At 41.0% G+C, this 20828-nt stretch carries 21 protein-coding genes; 1 reads left to right on the top strand and 20 read right to left on the bottom strand.

The window, feature by feature from the left end:
* Window positions 1-32: 32 nt before the first annotated feature.
* The 16 genes from ACWOEX_RS00840 to ACWOEX_RS00765 all read right to left on the bottom strand — a co-directional run bounded on the left by ACWOEX_RS00840 (window position 33) and on the right by ACWOEX_RS00765 (window position 12247).
* The gene (locus ACWOEX_RS00840; RefSeq protein WP_455297372.1) at window positions 33-1112 is read right to left on the bottom strand and encodes an aminopeptidase P family protein; all 1080 of its coding nucleotides are present in this window, start codon (window positions 1110-1112) and stop codon (window positions 33-35) included.
* Window positions 1113-1190: 78 nt separating this feature from the next.
* On the bottom strand, window positions 1191-1811 hold the full coding sequence (locus ACWOEX_RS00835) for a hypothetical protein (RefSeq protein ID WP_455297371.1): 621 nt from the start codon (window positions 1809-1811) through the stop codon (window positions 1191-1193).
* A gap of 6 nt (window positions 1812-1817) precedes the next feature.
* Window positions 1818-2180, bottom strand: coding sequence for a ComGF family competence protein (locus ACWOEX_RS00830; protein WP_455297370.1), 363 nt, complete (start codon window positions 2178-2180; stop codon window positions 1818-1820).
* Between the two features lie 3 nt (window positions 2181-2183).
* Window positions 2184-2288 (bottom strand): prepilin-type N-terminal cleavage/methylation domain-containing protein, encoded by a 105-nt coding sequence (locus ACWOEX_RS00825; protein WP_455297369.1) that lies wholly within the window; start codon window positions 2286-2288, stop codon window positions 2184-2186.
* Complete coding sequence (locus ACWOEX_RS00820) at window positions 2266-2529, bottom strand: hypothetical protein (protein WP_455297368.1); 264 nt, start codon at window positions 2527-2529, stop codon at window positions 2266-2268. The genes ACWOEX_RS00825 and ACWOEX_RS00820 overlap by 23 nt, the downstream gene beginning before the upstream one ends.
* Window positions 2510-2854: a hypothetical protein gene (locus tag ACWOEX_RS00815; protein WP_455297367.1), complete on the bottom strand. Its 345-nt coding sequence runs from the start codon at window positions 2852-2854 to the stop codon at window positions 2510-2512. Before ACWOEX_RS00815 ends, ACWOEX_RS00820 begins: the two co-directional genes overlap by 20 nt.
* Window positions 2855-2953: 99 nt before the next feature.
* Complete coding sequence (locus ACWOEX_RS00810) at window positions 2954-3250, bottom strand: competence type IV pilus major pilin ComGC (RefSeq protein ID WP_455297366.1); 297 nt, start codon at window positions 3248-3250, stop codon at window positions 2954-2956.
* Complete coding sequence (gene comGB, locus ACWOEX_RS00805; protein WP_455297365.1) at window positions 3250-4329, bottom strand: competence type IV pilus assembly protein ComGB; 1080 nt, start codon at window positions 4327-4329, stop codon at window positions 3250-3252. Before comGB ends, ACWOEX_RS00810 begins: the two co-directional genes overlap by 1 nt.
* Window positions 4330-4448: 119 nt before the next feature.
* Complete coding sequence (comGA, locus tag ACWOEX_RS00800; protein ID WP_455297364.1) at window positions 4449-5282, bottom strand: competence type IV pilus ATPase ComGA; 834 nt, start codon at window positions 5280-5282, stop codon at window positions 4449-4451.
* 128 nt (window positions 5283-5410) lie between these two features.
* Complete coding sequence (locus ACWOEX_RS00795; protein WP_455297363.1) at window positions 5411-6745, bottom strand: aminopeptidase C; 1335 nt, start codon at window positions 6743-6745, stop codon at window positions 5411-5413.
* 23 nt (window positions 6746-6768) lie between these two features.
* Window positions 6769-8082 (bottom strand): aminopeptidase C, encoded by a 1314-nt coding sequence (locus ACWOEX_RS00790; RefSeq protein ID WP_455297362.1) that lies wholly within the window; start codon window positions 8080-8082, stop codon window positions 6769-6771.
* A 41-nt stretch (window positions 8083-8123) separates the two neighbouring features.
* Entirely contained in the window at window positions 8124-8849 is a 726-nt protein-coding gene (locus tag ACWOEX_RS00785; protein WP_455297361.1) for a YebC/PmpR family DNA-binding transcriptional regulator, read from the bottom strand.
* Window positions 8850-8938: 89 nt separating this feature from the next.
* Window positions 8939-9844, bottom strand: coding sequence for a diacylglycerol/lipid kinase family protein (locus ACWOEX_RS00780; protein WP_455297360.1), 906 nt, complete (start codon window positions 9842-9844; stop codon window positions 8939-8941).
* 111 nt (window positions 9845-9955) lie between these two features.
* Window positions 9956-10960, bottom strand: coding sequence for a substrate-binding domain-containing protein (locus tag ACWOEX_RS00775; protein ID WP_455297359.1), 1005 nt, complete (start codon window positions 10958-10960; stop codon window positions 9956-9958).
* Between the two features lie 188 nt (window positions 10961-11148).
* Window positions 11149-11667, bottom strand: coding sequence for a YtxH domain-containing protein (locus ACWOEX_RS00770; RefSeq protein ID WP_455297358.1), 519 nt, complete (start codon window positions 11665-11667; stop codon window positions 11149-11151).
* A gap of 52 nt (window positions 11668-11719) precedes the next feature.
* On the bottom strand, window positions 11720-12247 hold the full coding sequence (locus ACWOEX_RS00765) for a DUF948 domain-containing protein (protein ID WP_455297357.1): 528 nt from the start codon (window positions 12245-12247) through the stop codon (window positions 11720-11722).
* Window positions 12248-12406: 159 nt separating this feature from the next.
* On the opposite strand from ACWOEX_RS00765, the gene ACWOEX_RS00760 reads away from it, so the two are divergent.
* Window positions 12407-13306 carry a mechanosensitive ion channel family protein gene (locus ACWOEX_RS00760; RefSeq protein WP_455297356.1) on the top strand — a complete coding sequence of 300 codons (900 nt, stop codon included), beginning with the start codon at window positions 12407-12409 and terminating at the stop codon, window positions 13304-13306.
* 59 nt (window positions 13307-13365) lie between these two features.
* Here the strand turns inward: ACWOEX_RS00760 and rfbB are convergent, their stop codons facing one another.
* The 4 genes from rfbB to ACWOEX_RS00740 form a co-directional block, all read right to left on the bottom strand.
* Entirely contained in the window at window positions 13366-14349 is a 984-nt protein-coding gene (gene rfbB / locus ACWOEX_RS00755; RefSeq protein WP_455297355.1) for a dTDP-glucose 4,6-dehydratase, read from the bottom strand.
* 79 nt (window positions 14350-14428) lie between these two features.
* Complete coding sequence (pyk, locus tag ACWOEX_RS00750; protein WP_455297354.1) at window positions 14429-16192, bottom strand: pyruvate kinase; 1764 nt, start codon at window positions 16190-16192, stop codon at window positions 14429-14431.
* A 62-nt stretch (window positions 16193-16254) separates the two neighbouring features.
* Window positions 16255-17256, bottom strand: a complete 1002-nt coding sequence (pfkA, locus tag ACWOEX_RS00745; RefSeq protein ID WP_455297353.1) for a 6-phosphofructokinase — start codon at window positions 17254-17256, stop codon at window positions 16255-16257.
* A 79-nt stretch (window positions 17257-17335) separates the two neighbouring features.
* A complete protein-coding gene (locus tag ACWOEX_RS00740) occupies window positions 17336-20764 on the bottom strand; it encodes a DNA polymerase III subunit alpha (protein WP_455297352.1) in 3429 nt (1142 codons plus the stop codon).
* Between the last annotated feature and the right edge of the window lie 64 nt (window positions 20765-20828).

Genomic DNA, 20828 nt, shown 5'->3' with positions numbered 1-20828 from the left:
ACAATAGCGCTAGTGTTGATATCACATTCCGATTATAATTCGATAAATTCTCTCGAAGATTGCGTTAAAGAGCGGCAACCATTCTCTGTAAAGAGCAAATCATCCTCAATACGGACGCCACCTAAACCTGGGATATAAATACCGGGTTCATCTGTGATTAATTGATTCACCTTGAAAACATCCTCGCTACGCAGATTAGCGTTCGGCGACTCATGAATTTCTAGACCAATACTGTGACCCAAAGAGTGACCGAATTGATCGCCGTAGCCAGTAGATTCGATATAGTCTCTAGCAATATGTTCGAGTTCCTTACCCATCATACCTGGTTTTGCTTGATCCTGCACGCGTTGGTTTGCTTCCTTAACAATTTGATAAACTTCTTTTAGTTGATTAGGTACAGTTCCCATTGCGAAAGTACGTGTCATATCCGAAACATAGCCATCGTAGTAACAGCCGAAGTCGATCGTTACGATTTCATTATTTTGGATCTTTTTGCGACTCGCAACACCGTGCGGCATGGCAGAACGATACCCTGAAGCAACAATTGTTTCAAAAGATACCTTCGTGGCACCCAGACTCCGCATTTTGAAGTCCAAAGTATTCGCAACTTCAATTTCGGTCATTCCTGGTTTGATACAACCGAGAATATATTGAAAGGCTTCATCCGCAATCTCACAGGCACACGTGATTTTTGCAATTTCATCATCGTCTTTTGTCTGACGTAATAACTCAATCATCCCGGACGATGGCACCAGTTCCTGAGTTAATTCTGCTTCTAGTCGATCATATTCCGAAACTGTAAGTGAATCGTCTTCATAACCGAGACGGTTGATTGGATGGTTCGATAATAATTCTCGAATCAAGCGGATTGCTGAATCATGTGCAGTATTTCGCCCGTAGACCATCACTTCAAAATCTATTGCTTCTTCATTGGCTTGTTCAACATAACGAAAATCAGTAATCAAATAAGCCTTCTCTAAAGTAATGACCAACCATGTTTCATCACCAGTGAATCCGCTGAGATAGCGGACATTGAAAGGATTGGACACATAATAAGCGCCTAGTCCCTCTTCTTGCATTTGCATACGCAATTGTTCAACTCTTCGATTCATGATTTCCCCCAATTCTTTATTAACACCTCCCATTGTACCAGATTTAACGGCTTTCATTCATCTTTGATCACGTAATCGCTAATTGATAGGAAATTCAAAGCGATAATATTGTGCTTCATCATTCAAATAGACATGGCAGATGAGTTGTTTATTCATTATCTGTAACTGACTTTTACCTAAATTAAATGCGTATTCTGCCCGCTGTGATTCTTTATCCACTAACAGCTGCAGTTGTTTTTGTAATACCGACTGTTCTTGTTCTAATTTTTTCAGTTGTTCTTCATACACTTTTTGAACAGCTAATGATTGATTATCTATCTGTTTTGGTGCTTTTAGATCCTTTTCGCTCGTCTCATCCGTGATTGCATTATCGATTGCATTGTCCTGTTCCACTTTTAATTTCTGTTGCTCCTCCTGATAGACTTGATAGTCCTTTTTTAAATTTTGAAATGCTTCTTTATTCTCTAACTGTTGTTTTTCTATTAATTGTTGTCTTTTCGTCTCTTTAACCTGTCCTTCTCGAAACAGTTGTAAGCTACGATCTGCAATAGCTTGCGCAACCATACCATCAGATAATGTTTTCAGATTACGACGTTGGCTTAGATAGATAGTATTAGTTGCTGTGAATAAAATGCCCATGATAAGCAGCAATGTCAGCGTATAGAATAGAATACTTCCCTGTTTATATTTTATATGCATCGGTCGCTACCCTCTATCGCCTTCAAGCAAACTATAAAATACACATTGCTTCTGTTTATCATTGTGGAAATCACATATCATTTTGACACTATTTGAAGATTCAGGTGTCATTTTGACCGATTCAATATGTTTTAACAGCGGTTGGTGGCCACTATAACGCACGCGTCGTCGTAACATGCCACCATGTTGATTGTGATAATATTCAATCACTACATCACCGATTCCTTCGACATGATATATGACAGAGTGACTATTAATCTTTTTAATCGTTGCCTGACGGATCTCACGATCAACTTGTAAGATAAAATTCGCCCAGTCATCATCGGTTTCTTGCGTCAGTTGTTCATAATAATCGATTCCGAAGTTCATCGCTTAGACGAGACCGATCTGTAACAATGAGAATATCGCCAATGTGAGAACCATCTCGATCATGGTAAATCCTGTACGCATGCGATTACTCAACATTTGTCGGGACATCACTACCTCCTTCACTTAGTAAGACGAGTGACATCGTGTCATCACCACGAACAACCTCTTGTAACAGTTGTTCATTTTGTTCGAGGTGTATCCTATCAGTGTGAAGTTGTTCAAGCTGATGCGTCATATTATCAAACCAAATCATCATGAATAATGCGAACAAATTCATACTAATTATGGCTTCAAGTAAGGACATACCACGACGATGCTTTATAAAAGATTTAATCCACCGTAACAACATATTGCCCTCCTAACTGAAACGTCAGATAGTAACGATTGTTATCGGCATAAAATGTCACTGTTTTAGGGTCAACATGGCCACTACTCGCGTGAATTTGCACCTTGTGGGAGCGATCTGTCGTTAACTCATTGGGAAGTAACAACTCCTCAAAGCTGTCCTCGCGACTTATTCCTCTACGATAGTAACGTACCCGATCTTTATTGAAGACCACATAATAATTGACGCCTTCCGCGACTGCTTGATAATAAACTCGTTCGTATTGTTGAGCGAGCATCTGCAATGTCGTATTAATCGTTAGATTTTTTCGTTTCTGTTCGCCTTGCACGATTGTTATTGTCAGCAGCAATCCTATAATAAACAGGACAATGATTGTAGATAATAGCGTAAAACCGCTACGTAGGAATTGTCGATGCTTTATCATAGCCTAACGTTTCACACGTTGGTAAGCAGTGACTTGATCTTGCGTTAAGTAGCCTTCTTGAACTAATGTATTGGCATCAACAGCATCAACATTTTTATCCATCTTATATAGTGCCTCTTCTGTTTCATATGTTTTTACGACCGCCGCATCCGCTTTATCTTGTGCTTTGTTTGCATTTGGGATAACAATCGATAACAACAACGCGATAATAAAGAGAACAATAACCATCTCGATCAAGGTGAATCCTTTTTTATTTTTTGGAAGACGTGCTTTTAAAAAAATAATGATTTTTTCTAACATTATATTTCTCCTATCATATTAAACATTGGTAACATCATCGATAAATAAACACTGACCACTATTAAAGCGATCCCTATGAATAAAACATTTTGAAATAATTTAATTTGTTTCTTGATAAGTATTTGCCAGCGACTGAAGCATCGTTCACTGTATAAACGCAATTTAATTGCTAGTTCATTCAATAGTTCCCCTTGACTCACAATCGCCGGAAATTCTTCGGTAAATAGTTGACTCGTTGCCAAACTTTCCGTCAGTGGTATACCTGCTTCATAGTTAATCAGTAATTGTTGACCAAACGCCGCTAGAAAAGGCACTTCTTTTTGATTTGAAAAATTCATCATGATCTGATTTGCAGAGTATCCAAGTGCAAATAACCCACTAAATTCTCGACTAAACAAAAAAGTATGATAAAGCATCAAACTTTTACCAAATAGTGGCACCTTTGACTGCCACTGTACCCATCGCAAAGGGTCAGTGCGTTCTTTTATGATATACATCAACAGTACTATCCCACTGATCACACCTAATAGAAGCAGTAATAACTGCGGTAGATGCTCTAATCCAAACAACAGTACAGATAAAATGACAGAGCCATTGCGACCACGCATTTGTATCAATTGCGGCAGCAAAAATGTGCGTAATCCAAAGAGTAATCCCAATAACATCAAAGATAGAAAAATGGGATACATCAGGATCTGACGTAGTTTTTGCTTCTGTGCCGATAAGTAAGCGAGATAGTCCGCAATCATTGCGAGCTGTTTTGGGAAATTTCCCATTGTTTCAGCCATCTGAATACGGAATTTAATCATCGCTTCAATTTTCATGTGTTTGACCACCTCATAAAATGGATATCCAGAAGCAAGCTCATTTGCCATCGCTTCAAAAGTCTCTTGTTGTTTTGGATAAACTTGTTTCAAGAAAATCATGACCTGCAGTAATTGAAATCCCTCAGCTAATAATTCAGCGATATATTTCAGTACTTCAGCTTGAAACGCCGGCTGCCAAACGGTCACAATTTCATAATTCTTTAATTTCTTCCAATCGATAGCTCTGACAGGTATCTTGAGTGATGAGACCATCTCGATACACCTCCTCTAATTGCTGATTCAATCGCTTGACACTTGCAGGAACCTGTTTCGTCAACAAGTAACTAGAGATTTCAGCACTGTTCATCAACTCAAATAGTGGTAATACTTCATCAGCTTTTTTTCGGTAATAAGCGCTGTGACGTCACTAATAGTAATGTTTGTAATAATTGTTCACTACTGATACCTAATTCCTTCAACCGCCCCATCACACCGATACTATCTCGCGCATGTACTGTGGCTAACACTAAGTGCCCCGTCAATGCTGCGCGAATAACCATACGTGCCGTTTCTTCATCTCGAATTTCACCAATCATCAAAATATCTGGATGATGACGTAAACTTGCACGAATGACACGTTCATAAGTCACCCCTGCGCGTTCATTAATCGCCACTTGTAGAAATTTTGGATGTTTAATTTCTACTGGATCTTCCATCGTAATGATATTTCTCGGTTGTTCGGCATAGAGTGCGTGTAACAGTTGGTAAATGGTCGTCGTCTTTCCGGAGCTTACAGGTCCCGAAAAAATCATTAATCCACTCTTTCGATGTGCAGCCGTCCACAGTCGATTGACCACTGACTCAGAAAGATTATGAAACGGTTTATCAAAAGTCATCTGTGGGTACAGCAAGCGGATAACTAGCGATTCTTGCATAAGATAATTGGCAATGGTTGACAATCGTAACTCCACAGTAGCTGTATCCGCAAAGGTATAAACCAAACTGCCATCTTGCAGTAAGCGTCGTTCACCAACATCCATATTGGCTACGAACTTGATATAACGCAGCCAACGCTCACCCTCTTCGAGTGGGTAATTGCCCTTGGGATATAATTTGCCGCCAACACGATAATAGACACCATATGTGCCATCTTCTGGAATTACATGAATATCATCTGCATGTACATCATATGCCCCCTTTATCAATTGATCTGTCCATTCTTTCATTCGCTTCTCCCCCTCTCTCTATTTATTAAATACGGCATACTTTTTTTATTTTTGCGTCACTTTTCTAGAAAAATAAAAAATCGGAGAGAAAATTTCTCTCCGATCTGATATCATCCAATAATTATTGATTAACGAACAAATGCCAAAGCACCCATTGGATCCCATGGGTCGAGTTCGATAGGATCTGCTGAAAATTCCTGGCGTTGTGCTTCAGTTACATATTGTTCTGGTACAGTGATTTGGTATACATATTCGTCAAACCATGCATCACTCATCGAGAAGATACCGTCGTCACCAACTTTTTTACCCCAGCTGTTTTCTACTTGCCAGGTCATCGGTTTCCCATCTTCATCCAAATCAACACCTGTCAATACCATAGCGTGCGTTAACATGCTGACACCGTAGTCGAGACGTTGCGCTTTATCGAGTTTGAATGATTCACCTAAGGTATCTTCGTAATTGTATATGTCTGCATCCATGATACCCAATTGACGTTCAGATTGTTTGCCGACATCGCAACCGAACCATACCGGATGTCCAGACTTAATCGCGCTGATCGCTGCTTGCTTGACATCGTCAATTTCTAAGTTTAAGTATTTAATCGCTGGTTCTTCAGCAATCGTTCCTAAGTATTGAACCGTATAGGTCTTGTGGTATGGTTTATCTGCTGTTGGCGCGTTGATCAAGCTAACCATATTCGCAAGATCAAAACCGACATATTTCTTGAAGAATTCCTGTGGCGTGATGTCTGTCATGCGATGGAAGTTATCATCTTTATCACGGTAACTGTAGTCGAAGGTTTCAGGCACTTCACCTAATGTCTTCACTAATAAGCTATAGACGAAGTATAATTGTTCATCTTTTTTCGCTTCGAGTTCTTTTTCATCGGCGCCGTTTTCGTGCATTGTACGCAATTCAAAAGCGAATTCGCGTAACTTGTTTGTCAAATGCTCGTTCAGTTCACCCGTATTTGATGAGTGGTAGGTTTCAGGCATGATTTCTTTAGGTACAACACCATATTTGTTCAAAATACCTGCAAACATTGCCCACTGACCACCATCTTGTACAGGATCCTGCAATAAATGCCAGATCAAGCGTGATTCACGTGGTTCATTAACCGTTTCAATAATGCTGTTCAAGAAGAAGTTTGATTTTTCAAGTTTATCCCAGAATAATGGATAAGCCTGCGAGAATTCAAAATTCTTAACGTTCAAACGTTCCATCGTTTCAACACGTGCGGTATTCAGTGCTGAGAACATCCAGCAACGACCACTACGTTTTTGGTCAGTAATTTCCCCACGTTTTGTTTGTTCAGAGAAACTGAATGTGTGGTGACGTTTTACTTCATAGTTGACACTGGATTTGTTGATACCGACTTCTGCCATCGCGTGACGAACAGCCTGGCTCTTCGGATCATTGTTAAATTTTTCTTTATAACTATTGAGTAATTCTTTGCTAATCATACCTATTCCTCCTCAGCACATCATTACATTAAAGGATCCCAAACCTCCAATAAAATTGGATCTTGTTTACTCTGTTCAATGACTTCCTCTGGTAAATATTGTTTAGCAACTGCAAGTTCGTAAACATACTCATCGAAGAATGAATCCGACATGGAGAAAATACCTTTCTTGCCGTTCTTTTCGCCCCATGAGTTTTCCACTTTCCAAGTCAACGGCTTACCATCGTCATCGAGATCAACCCCAACTAATGTCATGGCATGGTTGTTTGTCGACATGCGGTATTCTAGTCGTTGCCCTTTATCCAAATGAACAGAGGCTCCTAATGTTTCTTCGTAATTATAAATATCTGGATCGAGAATCCCGAGCGTGCGATGACTCATTGTCGATACATCACACGTGAACCATAAGGCACGGCCATCTTTGATTGAAGCGATGGCTGCATCTTTTAGAATTTCGATCGGTACATTGACCATCTTCAATGGCTCTGCTTCATGAACAGAGGCCAAGTAGTTGAAGGAATAATTTTCACCATAATGACGACCAGCCATTGGTGCATTAATTAAATCAACCATTTCATCTAAATCAACACCTACGTAATCATTGAAAAATTCCTGTGGCGTCACATTTGAAATACGATGGAAGTTATCATCTTTATCACGATAACTGTAATCAAACGTTTCCGGCACTTCACCGAAAGCTTTTACGAGCACCGTATAAACGAAGTATAATTGTTCGTCCTTCTTCTGGTTGATCGTTGCTTCATCTGCACCATCTGCGACAAGTTGACGCAATTCAACCGCAAACTGACGCAAGAAATTGCTCAATACACGATTAACAATCGTTGTATTCTCAGAGTTTGCAGTTTCAGGCATGATCTCTGCTGGCACATTCCCATATTTTTTCAAAATACCAGTCGCAAATTCCCAATAGCCACCATCATCGAGGCCACTTTCGAGTAAGAAAGTCACGGTTCGATCACTGGTTGGGCGATCTGCAGTCGCAATGATATTTTCCAAGAACGTATTGCTCTTCTCTAATTTGTCGAAGAACAAAGTATAAGTTTTGGAGAAATCAAATGATTCTAAATTTAATTTTTCCATTGTTTGCACTCGTGAAGAGTTCAATGTCGCAAACATCCAACAACGACCACTTTGTTTCTGATTGGTTATGACGCCACTCTTTGTTTCATCAGAAAATGAGAACGTATGGTGACGTTTGATGTCCAAATCGATGCTTGATTTGTTAATACCGACTTCAGCAATCGCATGACCAGCAGCACGTGTATCATCCTCTTGATACTGTGCTTTAAATTGTTTTAATAATTCTTGATCAATCATTAGACCACCCTTTCCTCATGCAGTCATATGATCTGCAGGTATTATAATTCTACAGCGGCGTAAACGTTCTGAACGTCATCGTCGTCTTCTAATTTATCGATCAAAGTCTGTAATTTTTCTTTATCTTCGTCGGAAACTTCTAAAGTATTCTTCGGTACCATGATTAATTCAGAAGTTGCTAATTCAAAGCCTTGTTCTTTTAATGCGTCACGGACCGCACCGAAGTCAGTTGCTGCAGAATAGATTTCGAATGCTTCATCAGAAGTTTCCAAGTCTTCCGCACCTGCTTCTAATACGGTCATTAACATGTCGTCTTCATCCGTGTCGAGTCCTTCACGTTCAATAGCGAGATAACCTTTACGGTCGAACATGTAAGCGACAGATCCGGATTCACCGAGATTTCCGCCATTTTTGTTAAAGATATTACGCACATTCGTCAATGTACGGTTAGTGTTATCTGTCAATGTTTCAACATAAATAGCTACCCCAGCTGGACCATAACCTTCGTATGATACTTCATCATAGTTTTCGGTACTATTCTTGTTGCTACCTTTGTCGACAGCACGTTTCACGTTTGATTTCGGCATGTTGGCAGATTTTGCTTTGTCCATAACCATACGTAATGCGGGGTTCGATTCTGGATCAGGACCTCCATTTTTTACAGCCATGTAAATTTCACGCGAAAGTTTTTGGAAAACTTTTGCACGTTTGGCATCTTCTGCACCTTTAGTATTCTTAATTTTGCTCCATTTATTATGTCCTGACACGACATATCCCCCTCTTTCACAGATTATAATCACCGTCATATTGTAGCAAAGTTATGAAATCGTTACAACTTGACAGCTACGTTCTCATACTACGCTTTAACCGGAATCATGACAGTTAATGCCTGTTGATGCACCGAAATATCTGCCGGCAGCGTTGGACCTTCATCCCCATCAACGTTCATCTGTGAAGCATTTTCGTCAGATTGATCTTCAATCTTAACTGCTTTTGTCTTAAAGGCAGTGACTTCGTCTGCTGAGAGCACCTCACGATTAACAAAGGCCTTCAGTAAATGATTCCAATTTGAAATTTTCAAATTATCTTTCGCTGCCAAGAAATATAGGTAACCGTCATCATTCTTTGCACCATTCACAAGATTTTCAATGCGTCCTACCGTATGACCGATAGAAATCATCATTAAATGTGTTTTTACCGTCTCATCAAATTCATCACTTTGAATATGATATTGTTTCGGAGACTTCGTAATTAATGCTCTAGCAGCATCTTTAATATATGCAAAGTAGCCGAGTAGATTTTTGGATTGATCATCTGTTTCCATAACCGCTTCTGCCAAAGAGCCAAGTGCAATGACATCAATGAAGTAACGATCATTGACCTGACCGACATCAATCGCGTGCCAATCATTTTGTTGTTTTAATTCTTCCAGTGCACGTTTCGGGTCAGGATTAAGACCGATATTACGCGCTAAATCGTTCGCTGTCCCCAATGGTAAAAAACCAAATTTTGGTGATTGCTCACTTTTCATAATACCGTTAACTGCTTCACTGACACTACCATCACCACCGAGTACAAAGACAAGCTCAGCACCTGCATCGCCTGCTTCTTTTGTTAATGATTCGATAGTTTTTTCGGGTGTGGATTCAACGACATCGACAGTTGTCGCGAACGTTTGTAAAAAAGTTTCCACATCCTCTTTTAGCTGTTTAGCTTCACCACTTCCAGCAACTGGATTAACAATTAAACATGCTTTCTCCATTATATTCACCTTGATTCCATATCTGTTTTGATTAGTTTCTATGATACACCACTAAATAGAAAAAGAGTCGAATAATCGACCCTTTTCGCTATCTTTATTGGTTTTTTATCATTACTTCGTTGTTTCACGATACGTAATTTCGTACGGTAAGTTGATGGTTTCAATCGTTTCATCCTCTTCATTGTTATCCATCATCTTCGTTAACGCACGCATCGCCACAGCACCGATATCGTACACAGGTGGTTCAATCGATGAGATTTGCGGACGAAGCATCTGTGTTAAACGCGTGTTGTTTGCTGTAATTAGTGAGAAATCATCCGGAACAGAAACGTTCGCATCACGCTGTGCATTTAAGATACCTACAGCTAATTCGTCATCGATAACAATACATGCATCAATACCGTCCGCATGCAATTGTTCACCGATTGCGTAACCCGATTTGTAATTTAATTTTTCGGCGTTGTACGTAATCACTGTTAAGCCTTCTGCTTCATCAATCGCTTGTTTATAGCCAGAAAAGCGTTCAGAATGCGGCGTATTAGTCGTGGATTCTAAACCGACAAAGGCGATACTCTGACGACCTTCATCAACCAGATGTTTGGTTGCTTCATAGAAAGCTTGACGACTGTTAATCTGTACACGCATGAATTCGTCATCTGAATCGTATACATTCGTTAGAACCATTGGTGTACCTGCACGACGTACCTCTGTTGCGATACGTTCATCAACTGTTTCACCAATGTAAACTAAACCATCGACTTGACGTGATAGAATATTGGAAAGGACACCGCGGCGCGATTCCTCCATCGACTCAGACGTCGCTAAGACGATATTATATTTATACATCGAAGCGATATCATTGATTCCCTGTGCTAATCCAGCGTAATATGTATTGGTGATATCTGGAATTAATACCCCAACAGAGCGTGTTTTCTTGCTTGCTAAGCCACGTGCAACAGCATTTGGATGGTAATCCAGTCGTTTGATAACTTCCATGACTTTATCACGCGTGACTGGTTTGACGTTCGTGTTGCCGTTAACGACGCGAGAGACGGTTGCCATGGAGACACCTGCCTCACGGGCAACGTCATAAATTGTAACATTTTGCTTTTTCATCTTTTGATCTCCCTTCAAACCCTAACAGTAGGAAGATACCATTTTCACTCAAAATTTGCAACCGTTTACCGCCCTATATTATTAAGTTTTCATTAAATTTTTCATTATTTTTCTTATGTCACGTAAAAAGAACCAAAGCACGATACTTTGGTTCCTTACGCTAAATTAATGCTTTAAGGCATCAATCATTATTTTTTGGCTTCTTTTTTGATTTCTTTACCAGTTTCTTTGGCTGCGTCTTTGACATCTTTAGCAGCATCTTTTACTTCTTTACCAGCTTCTTTGGTAGAGTGTTTAGCTTCTTCACGTTTGATGTCAGCTTTAGCTTCTTGAACTTCAGCTTCTGCTGTACCTTTAACGTCTTTAGCAGCTTTCTTAGCTTCTTCTTTAGTTGCTTCAAAAGCAGCACCTGCCTTGTCTTTAGCAACTTCAGCTTCGGCTTTCACTTCCTTACCTTTTTCTTTCAAGTTCACGCGAATGTCTTCAGCTGAATCCAATGCTTGGTCATACAATGCGCTACCTTTTTCAACAGCTAAATCAGCGTAGTCCAAAGCAGTTTCTTTTGCTTCGTGTGCTTTCTTTTGAATGTCGTGACGCAATTCATCACCGGACTTTGGTGCAAATAATAAAGCTGCTGCAGAAGCAGTCACACCACCGACAATGGCACCTAATAAGAATGAACTGAAGCTTCCTTCGTTTTTACTCATAATATATCCAACCTTTCTTCAACTTAATATACAAACTAACAACAACGATAAACTATGCTTTGAATGCTTTAACCTTTGAACGCTTTTGCGTTTGACGAAGCAAATGTTTCTTCTTCAATCCTTCAGCAGTTGATGACGCGCGCTCAGTAGGACTGACTTCTCGCGCTTGCGTTTCAGCCGTCATCTCAGCACTTACGGGTTTCACCTCATCATCAGCACTATCGCTACCTAAATCTTCGGCTTTGTTGCCGACCTTTTTAGCAAGCGTACGTGCAGAAGCATTGATATCTGAAACAGAATCGCCTAAATCGCCGACTGCTTCAAACAACGGATCAACGGTTCCTAATTTACCATTGATATCATCCATCAACTGGTTTGTCTTGTTCAATAATCCTTGCGCTTCAACCGACAGTCCGTCAGCATCACGACGTAAAACAGCGAGCATTTGGTTCGCTTCATCTACTGTACGTGTCACTTCCTTTACTGTCGTGGTGAGCTGTCTGAGGAAAATAATCAAGAATACCACTAAAGCACCAAAAGCAATGGCAGCAATCAGACCCGCTACCTGACCTAATGTCATAGCACTATCACTCCCCTACAATCAGTTTAGGCACATGATACCATATCTATTACTTCTTTTGAAAGCAAAACCATTATTTTATTGCGGTTTTCTTCGCTTTTGTCACTGATTTTTTTCTGTTAGTATTAATCAAGCAGTTTTTTGAATAGGGAGGGCTTTATGTTAGAAACGATTAAAAATTACTTTCGCAACGCTATTAATTGGGAAGAGATCTTAACGAACTTACTTGATAATTCCATTCGGATCATTATTTCCGTTATTGTATTGACTGTTTTATACAATATAGCTTTGCGATTAACCAATCTGTATTTCAAACACAACATGAAATCTAAAGCTGCGTTACCGAGAAAACGTACTTTACGTTCATTAACGCGCAACATTATCTCGTACACTTACTACTTCTTGATGGGATACACCCTGCTCGCTATTCTCGGCGTGCCAGTTGCAACACTGCTCGCTGGTGCTGGGGTAGCCAGTTTAGCCATTGGTTTTGGTGCACAAGGTTTAGTTAGCGATACCGTTAACGGGTTCTTCATCCTACTCGAGCAACAATTTGATGTTGGTGATTGGGTAAAAATTAGTGGCGTTGAAGGTACCGTGAAGCAAGTTGGTCTCAAGACGACAGTCGTGGAAGATTTTGATGGTAGCATCTACTACATCCCGAATCGAAACATCGATGTAGTGACTAATAGTTCCAGAAACCCACGTCGTATCGATATCGATCTTTCTTACTATGCCGATACCGATAAAGCACGGTATGCAGCAATCGTCAAAGAGCGTTTAACCACTTTGATGGCGGATGATGAATACCTCAAAGATAATACGCCAATTATTCTCGGTGTCACTCGCAATAGTCGCGATGAATTAGTTTATCGTATCCGTTTATGGATCGATGGCGAATATGAACCGGAAGAACAAGCACGATACACAGAAAGCTTACATGAAGCACTGGCACAGGCTGGTATTGAAATGCCAGAGGGTGAATTCAGTCACGTACGCTACGCTAACTTCAAAGAAATTGCCGGCGATGAGCAACCCGTCGATCCAAATATTAAATAATGGCATCAAGTAAAACGCGCAACCACTGATATGGTGGTCGCGCGTTTTTTTTTTGATAATTAACTTTGGATATACTCTGGATGGTTAATGTACCAAGACACAGTTTCTCGTAAACCTTCATCGAATGATACAGTAGGCTCCCACCCTAACGTTTGGATTTTACGATTATCAATGCGATAGCTCCGATCATGTCCTGGTCGATCTGAAACAGTGGTTAATAGATTCTCAGGTTTATCTAAAATACTGAGAATTTGTTTTGCCATTGTTCGATTATTGCGTCGGTTATTGGTAGCAATATTGTAAATCTCACCCACCTTACCTTTTTGTCTGACTAAGTCAATGGCTCGGCAGTTATCCTTTACATGTAACCAATCACGCTCTTGTAGCCCGTCGCCATAGATGGGAACAGGTTCATCCGAGAGTGCGTGAGCGATCACGGTCGGGATAAATTTTTCATGATGTTGATGGCTACCATAGTTATTACTCGAACGTGTGATAAGCGTTGGTAACTGATAAGTGCGATGATAGGCTTGAACCATCAAATCAGCCGATGCTTTAGCTGCAGCGTACGGTGAACTGGGAACTAATGCTGCATGCTCTGTGGCAGGCGTCAGGTAGTCATTCCCATCACCGTACACTTCATCCGTGGAAATCTGTATGAAGCGTTTTCCCTGATAACCGTTTTTTAGCTTCGAACAATACTCACGAAAAGCATCCAATAATGTCGATACGCCAACAATGTTAGTCTGCACGAAAGGTGAACTGTCAGAAATACTCCGGTCCACATGTGACTCTGCTGCCAAATTAACCACGTGATCAATTTTATACATTTTCATAACTTCTAACACTAATGAGCGATCCGTAATATTTCCGGCAATAAATTCATGCCGTGGATCTACCATCGCATTAAAGATATTCTCAAAGTTCGATGCATAGGTCATCGCATCTAAAGTGATGACACGTGTATCTTCCGCTGTCCTTAAGAGTGTTTGAATATAGTGGCTACCAATAAAACCCAAGCCACCAGTCACGAGAATATTCAATCGAATTCTCCTTTCAAAAAAGCATCCGATCAGATGATCGGATGCTTTGATTGTTTGTTAGTATTTATTGACGTTTAAATTATAGAGAAGAGCCGTTGTATACGACACCACGACTAGTATCCAATGTGACTAATTGGTCATCGTGAAGTTTTTCAGTTGCATCTTCAGCACCGATGATTGCTGGTGTACCGGAGTTAACACTGACAACAGCAGCGTGTCCAGTCAACCCACCTTTTTCAACAATAACACCGGCAGCTTTTTCGAAGACTTCATTCCATTTTTCGTTAGTGTCTTTTGTAACGATAACGGTTTGTTCCGTAGCAGAAGCTAATGCTGTTTCAGGATCATCAGCAATCAAAACATGTCCAACGACGTGACGGTTACCGATACCGGCACCCTTCAATAATTCTTCACCAACTGTTTGAATACGCATAATGTTTGTCATGCCTGTTTCACCAACTGGTACACCAGCAGCGATTAAGATATGATCACCATCTGTCGCAAAACCATTTTCTTTAGCGACATGTGTTGCTAAAGCCATCATTTCGTCGGTGTCTTTTGGACGATCAACAACGAAAGGAATGATCCCACGAGACATCAATAATTTGTGCGCAGAACTTTCAGAGAAGGTTAATGCCAAGATGTCTGCGTCTGGACGGTATTTAGAAATCAAACGTGCTGTGTAACCTGATTCAGTCGCAGCAACGATTGTTTTTACACCCATGTTACGTGCAGTGTGCGCAATAGATTGTGCAACTGCTTCAGAAACGTCAGTTTGGTTGAATTCTTTCAATTTCTTAACTGCTAAGCCGTATTCTTGCGCTTCATTTTCCATTGCTAAAGCGATACGGTTCATCGTTTGAACAGCGTTTACTGGGTATTTACCGGCTGCTGTTTCACCAGAAAGCATAATTGCGTCTGTACCATCAAAAATCGCATTGGCAACGTCGGAAGCCTCAGCACGTGTTGGGCGAGGGTTACGTTCCATAGAGTCCAACATCTGAGTTGCTGTAATAACCGGTTTACCCGCTTCATTACATTTACGGATCATTTCTTTTTGGTAGATAGGAACCATTTCAGCAGGTACTTCAACCCCTAAGTCCCCACGAGCAACCATCATACCGTCAGAAGCCGTCAAAATTGTATCGAGGTTGTCAACTCCTTCTTGGCTTTCAATCTTAGGCAAGATCTTAACGTCTAAGTGACCAGTTTCTTCTAAGATCTTACGGATTTCCATCACGTCTTCTGCTTTTCTGACGAAGGAAGCAGCGATGTAGTCAATTCCCTGTTCAAGACCGAAACGAATGTCATCGGCATCTTTTTCAGTGATACCTGGAAGATTAATGGATACGCCTGGAACGTTAACACCCTTTTTGTCTTTGATGATACCGCTGTTAACTACTTCAGTAATGATGCAGTCATCAGCTTTGTCAACGCCTGTTACACGAAGTTCAACTAAACCATCGTCGATCAAGATAGTGCTACCAACTTCGACATCATTGATCAATTCCGTGTAAGTCACAGAAAATTGTGTTGAGTCACCTTCAACTTCGTGCATGTAAACACGAACCGTTGAGCCTTCTTCTAAGAAGACAGGTTGGTGATCTTTCATATCGTTGGTACGGATTTCTGGCCCCTTAGTGTCCAACATAATCGCAATACGTTCACCCAACTTCTCTTCGACTTCGTGAACATTCTTGAAACGTTGTAAATGCTCTTCGTGAGAACCGTGTGAGAAGTTAAAGCGAGCAACGTTCATCCCTGCCTGTTTTAAAGCAGTTAGGGTTTCGACACTTTCAGATGCCGGACCAATCGTACATACAATTTTTGTTTTCTTATGCATTTCCAAACTCCTGTTCCATAATTCACTATATTATTGACACGTCTATATTATACTAATTCGACTTATTTGTCTTGGTCATTTCCTGCCCAGAATGAAATTTCCTGGTTCAACTGTTCTAACTGATCGTTCAAGTCAGCGTGATCATCTTTGGTGCTGAGCGCTTCATCAATCGGTGTGTAAACTGGTTTATTATCGCGAATACCGAAGCAGACGCCACCTTTACCAGATTCGACGTAAGCTGCTGCTTGGTGACCCAATACAGAGGCGATCATACGGTCTTTTGCACTTGGTGCACCACCACGTTGAACGTGTCCCAAAGTGATCGAACGTACGTGATAATCTGTTGGGTACTCGTTCATTTTTTCTTCGAATTCTGTTGCTTTCATTACACCTTCAGCGAGAACGATGAGGTGGTGTTTTTTACCGCGTGCATAACCATTATCGATGGAAGCTGTCACTTCATCCATGTCGAAGTTCGCTTCTGGAATGATAATCTGGTCGGCACCAACACCGATACCTGACCATAACGCAATATCACCCGCATTACGTCCCATCACTTCAACAACGAAGGTACGCGCATGACTACGTGCGGTATCACGCAATTTGTCCAATGATTCCAAAGCGGTGTTACATGCGGTATCAAAACCGATCGTGTAGTCAGTACCAGCGATGTCATTATCGATTGTTCCTGGTACACCGACTGTTGGGAAACCTAAACGCGTTAACGCCTGCGCACCGTGATAAGAACCATCACCACCGATAACAACTAAACCATCAATATTGTTTTTCTTTAATTGCTCAACAGCTTTTTCCTGTCCTTCGCGTTCAGCAAATTCTGGATAACGTGCAGTGTAAAGCATGGTACCACCGCGAGAAGAAATGTTGGATACGTCATGCGCTGTCAATGGACGCATGTTACCTTCTGCTAATCCTTTGAATCCATACCATACACCCCATGGTTCATTACCATCGAAGATAATTTTACGGACGATAGCGCGGATAGCGGCGTTCATTCCTGGTGCGTCGCCTCCACTTGTCAAAACAGCAATTCTCTTTTTCGTCATATATTCAACACACCTTTCATGTTTTCATTGCTATTATAGCACGAGAAATTTAACGTTAAAGTCTTCTCTGTGAAAAAAGTTATTTAATTTTTACATTTTCACTGCCGTAAATTTTCTGCAGCGTTTTCATTACTTGTGGATGGTTTGATAGCCGATATTTCGTTGATAGGCGGTAACTTTGCTGTTCTTCCTGCATCCACATCGTGATCGGCGTCTGCCCCGGATATCGCTGTATGAGTGTTAATAATTCAGATTTATACGCCGTTGCTTGTGAACGATTACGCACCCTAATCGCATAATATTGCGCTTGCGTTTTTTGTTGATTTTTCGCTTGTTTCAACTGATCAATGAGTTGTTCAGATAATGGTACCATTTTAGATACCACCATCTGTAAATGATCATCACGCATTTCAGTTTTACCAATCACGCAGACTTTTTCACCCTCGTGCAGTACACTTGCCGCGTGGAGATACGTCTCTGTAAACAATGTCAATGACACACTTCCCGTATCATCATTCAATTTGGCAAATGCCATTGGACGATTGCGTTTGGTTTGAATTCGTTTGATACCTGATAATTCACCAATAACCTTAACGCGTTGGCGATTAGCAGAGAGTCTATCGATCATGGTTAACTGCCCCGTGCGATAATACGGTTCATAAGCTTCAAATGGCTTTGTCTTGATCGCTTGCCCCAATGTTTCAATTTCACCAGCAACAAGTTCAGACGCGGGATACTCCGGTTGATCCTCTAATTTTGGCATGTAATCGGCCGCCTGCTCTCCAAACAAATTGGGAGAAAGCATCTCAGCAGATGAAGAATCATCACCAAACATTTCCGCATAGTGACAGACTTTTTCGATATTGTTCTCGAGTAAAGCGCGTCTTGAAAATCCGAAGTCATCCAGGGCACCCGCTTTAACGAGTGGCGCTAGTACCTCTACTTTTGCCAATCGTTTAGGTAAACGAATGATAAAGTCATTTAAATCACAAAAAGCACCGTTTTGTTCGCGTTCAGAAACAATTGCTGTCGCTGTTGAATACGGTACACCGCGAATATCTCCTAATCCGAGCTGTAATGTCTCTTTGTTGATTGTTTGAATTTGAGCGTAACTGTGTTGCACACTCGGCGCCTTGACAGTTATGCCACTGAGCATTGCTTCTTTGAGGAGACCGACACCTTTTTTCTCGAATGAGCGATGACTCTTGATATTTCCGTAATAGAAAGATGTCGGATAATGTACTTTTAACCAAGCAAGCTCATAAGCGAGATATGAATAGGCGAAAGCATGCGATTTATTAAACCCATATTCCGCAAACTCATTAATATATTGGAAAATTTTGAGTGCCTTAGCTTCTGAAAAACCATTCGCTAGACTCCCTTGAACGAAGCGATCACGCTGATGCGCCATCTCTCTAGCATCCTTTTTGCTCATGGCGCGTCGCAAAATATCCGCTTCACCTAATGTAAATCCAGCAATGCGCTGTGCAACCTGCATGACCTGTTCCTGATAAACCATAATGCCGTATGTGTTCTCTAGGATATCTGCCACTGCATCATCTGGATAAGCGACTGGTTCTCTGCCATGTTTTCTGGCAATGTAATGATCGATCTGCTTCATCGGTCCCGGACGAAAGAGTGCATTCACCGCTGCAATATCATTCATTGTGGTCGGTTGCAGACGACGCAGTGTATTTCGAATACCTGCTGATTCGAATTGGAATACGCCATCGGTTTCTGCTTGTTGAAAAATGCGATAAACCTCTTGATCTTCCTGATCAAATTGCTCAGGATCAAGTGATTGGCGACTGATGCGCTCCGCATCGCGTACTGCATCATCCAAAATGGTTAAATTGATCAGACTCAAAAAGTCCATTTTTAACAATCCAAGCCCTTCGACATCATCTTTTGCAAATTGCGACTGATGAATTGTATCACTATTCGCATGTTGCAGAGGGACGTATTCAGTCAATGGGGCATCACTGATAATGACCCCCGCTGCATGGGTAGAGATATTTCTCGGTAGTTGTTCAATAGTCTGCGCGGTTTGCAGCCATAGTTTACCGTACGGATGCGCAGCAATTAATTGTTGCAACGTGGGTGAATTTTTGAGATTCGTTGAAATCGAATCCGATGATGAAATCACCGCTTTTGTCCACTGGCTCACAGTCTTTGGCGTTTCTCCAATCATACGTCCAACATCTTTCAGAGCTGATTTCGCCTTAAATGTGCCAAACGTCGAAATCTGCGCGACATGATCTGCACCATATTTTTGATAAACGTAATGGACAATATCGTTACGACGATTATCCGGGAAATCTAAATCAATATCTGGCATGTTCTGCCGTTCAGGATTCAAAAAACGCTCAAACAGTAAGTGATTAGCAATGGGATCGACTCCTGTAATACCTAGCGAATAAGAAACTAATGACCCAGCAGCGGAACCACGTCCTGGTCCCGTACGAATTTTATGCTTTTTCGCATAATCGATCACATCCCAAACGATCAGGAAATAATCGTCGAATCCCATGTTGTGGATCGTCTGCAACTCATGGTCTAAACGTTCACTATAAACTTCTGGGAGAGCATCACTATCCGTCACTTGTAAGCGACGCTTCAATCCTAAAATGGCTTGTTTCCTTAGATAAGTCGCCGCTGTCTCGTCAGTTGGAACAGGAAACTTCGGTAATAGTTGACGTTTCCCTGGCATATCAAAATACCAGTTATCCACAATATCATCTAAACGTTTCACATAGTCAGAAAGCCCTGCCTTTTGATACATTTCCTCGAATTCCTGAGACGTGTGTAAATAATTCGGATTAGATTGCTGTTGGATACTGTCGATATTTTCAATCGGTTGATTGTTATTGAGTGCTTGTAATACCCGTAATGCGAAATAGTCTATTGATTGGCCATAGGCGATATACGGTAATGCGACTAATGGCAAACGATGATCTTCGGCGATTTGTTTCAGTGTATCGATATGATTGAGATCTTCGGCAAACGGACTGACACCGAGATATAATTGATCATCCTGAAACGATGTGCGCCATTGCTCGGCAAGACGTGCGGCATGTGTCGGATCCGCATGCTTTAACGCATTAATAATCGGACTGTAGCGCGCACCAAAAATAATGATCCAATCCCGATGATTATTCTCATCTGTGATAAAATCGATGATCTCATGGCGGTCCACTTTTTCTGATTGATTGATCAGCGTACTTAATCCCATCAAGCGCTGATAGCCCGTATAGGAGCGCGCATAAATAATGAATTGTTCATTTTCATCGGGACGTTCGGCACTAGGCAATGTTACGGTCAAACCGATCAGCGGTGTTAATCCTTTCGCTTTAGCTGCACGATAGAATGTTAATGCACCGTATAGCACACCATTATCTGCCAATCCGATCGTGTGATAACCCATATCCTCCGCAAGTGAGACATATTGTTCAATCGATAGCGGACTATCTAACAATGAATAACAACTGTTCACATGCAACGGCACCATAGTTTTTTCCCCATTTCTATCTTAAAATAAAAAGCCGACATCTTTTGTCGACTTTTACTATACA

Source organism: Aerococcus vaginalis (assembly GCF_053762225.1).
This window is presented reverse-complemented; position numbering and strand designations above follow the sequence as displayed.

Coding starts and splice junctions, on each gene's coding strand:
- pfkA (WP_455297353.1), bottom strand. CDS start 17,256: ATGACGAAAAAGAGAATTGCTGTTTTGACAAGTGGAGGCGACGCACCA.
- ACWOEX_RS00830 (WP_455297370.1), bottom strand. CDS start 2,180: ATGAACTTCGGAATCGATTATTATGAACAACTGACGCAAGAAACCGAT.
- ACWOEX_RS00810 (WP_455297366.1), bottom strand. CDS start 3,250: ATGTTAGAAAAAATCATTATTTTTTTAAAAGCACGTCTTCCAAAAAAT.
- ACWOEX_RS00795 (WP_455297363.1), bottom strand. CDS start 6,745: ATGATTAGCAAAGAATTACTCAATAGTTATAAAGAAAAATTTAACAAT.
- comGA (WP_455297364.1), bottom strand. CDS start 5,282: ATGAAAGAATGGACAGATCAATTGATAAAGGGGGCATATGATGTACAT.
- ACWOEX_RS00780 (WP_455297360.1), bottom strand. CDS start 9,844: ATGGAGAAAGCATGTTTAATTGTTAATCCAGTTGCTGGAAGTGGTGAA.
- pyk (WP_455297354.1), bottom strand. CDS start 16,192: ATGCATAAGAAAACAAAAATTGTATGTACGATTGGTCCGGCATCTGAA.
- comGB (WP_455297365.1), bottom strand. CDS start 4,329: ATGGTCTCATCACTCAAGATACCTGTCAGAGCTATCGATTGGAAGAAA.
- ACWOEX_RS00840 (WP_455297372.1), bottom strand. CDS start 1,112: ATGAATCGAAGAGTTGAACAATTGCGTATGCAAATGCAAGAAGAGGGA.
- ACWOEX_RS00835 (WP_455297371.1), bottom strand. CDS start 1,811: ATGCATATAAAATATAAACAGGGAAGTATTCTATTCTATACGCTGACA.
- ACWOEX_RS00790 (WP_455297362.1), bottom strand. CDS start 8,082: ATGATTGATCAAGAATTATTAAAACAATTTAAAGCACAGTATCAAGAG.
- ACWOEX_RS00760 (WP_455297356.1), top strand. CDS start 12,407: ATGTTAGAAACGATTAAAAATTACTTTCGCAACGCTATTAATTGGGAA.
- ACWOEX_RS00825 (WP_455297369.1), bottom strand. CDS start 2,288: ATGTCCCGACAAATGTTGAGTAATCGCATGCGTACAGGATTTACCATG.
- ACWOEX_RS00765 (WP_455297357.1), bottom strand. CDS start 12,247: ATGACATTAGGTCAGGTAGCGGGTCTGATTGCTGCCATTGCTTTTGGT.
- ACWOEX_RS00775 (WP_455297359.1), bottom strand. CDS start 10,960: ATGAAAAAGCAAAATGTTACAATTTATGACGTTGCCCGTGAGGCAGGT.
- ACWOEX_RS00740 (WP_455297352.1), bottom strand. CDS start 20,764: ATGGTGCCGTTGCATGTGAACAGTTGTTATTCATTGTTAGATAGTCCG.
- ACWOEX_RS00770 (WP_455297358.1), bottom strand. CDS start 11,667: ATGAGTAAAAACGAAGGAAGCTTCAGTTCATTCTTATTAGGTGCCATT.
- ACWOEX_RS00820 (WP_455297368.1), bottom strand. CDS start 2,529: ATGTTGTTACGGTGGATTAAATCTTTTATAAAGCATCGTCGTGGTATG.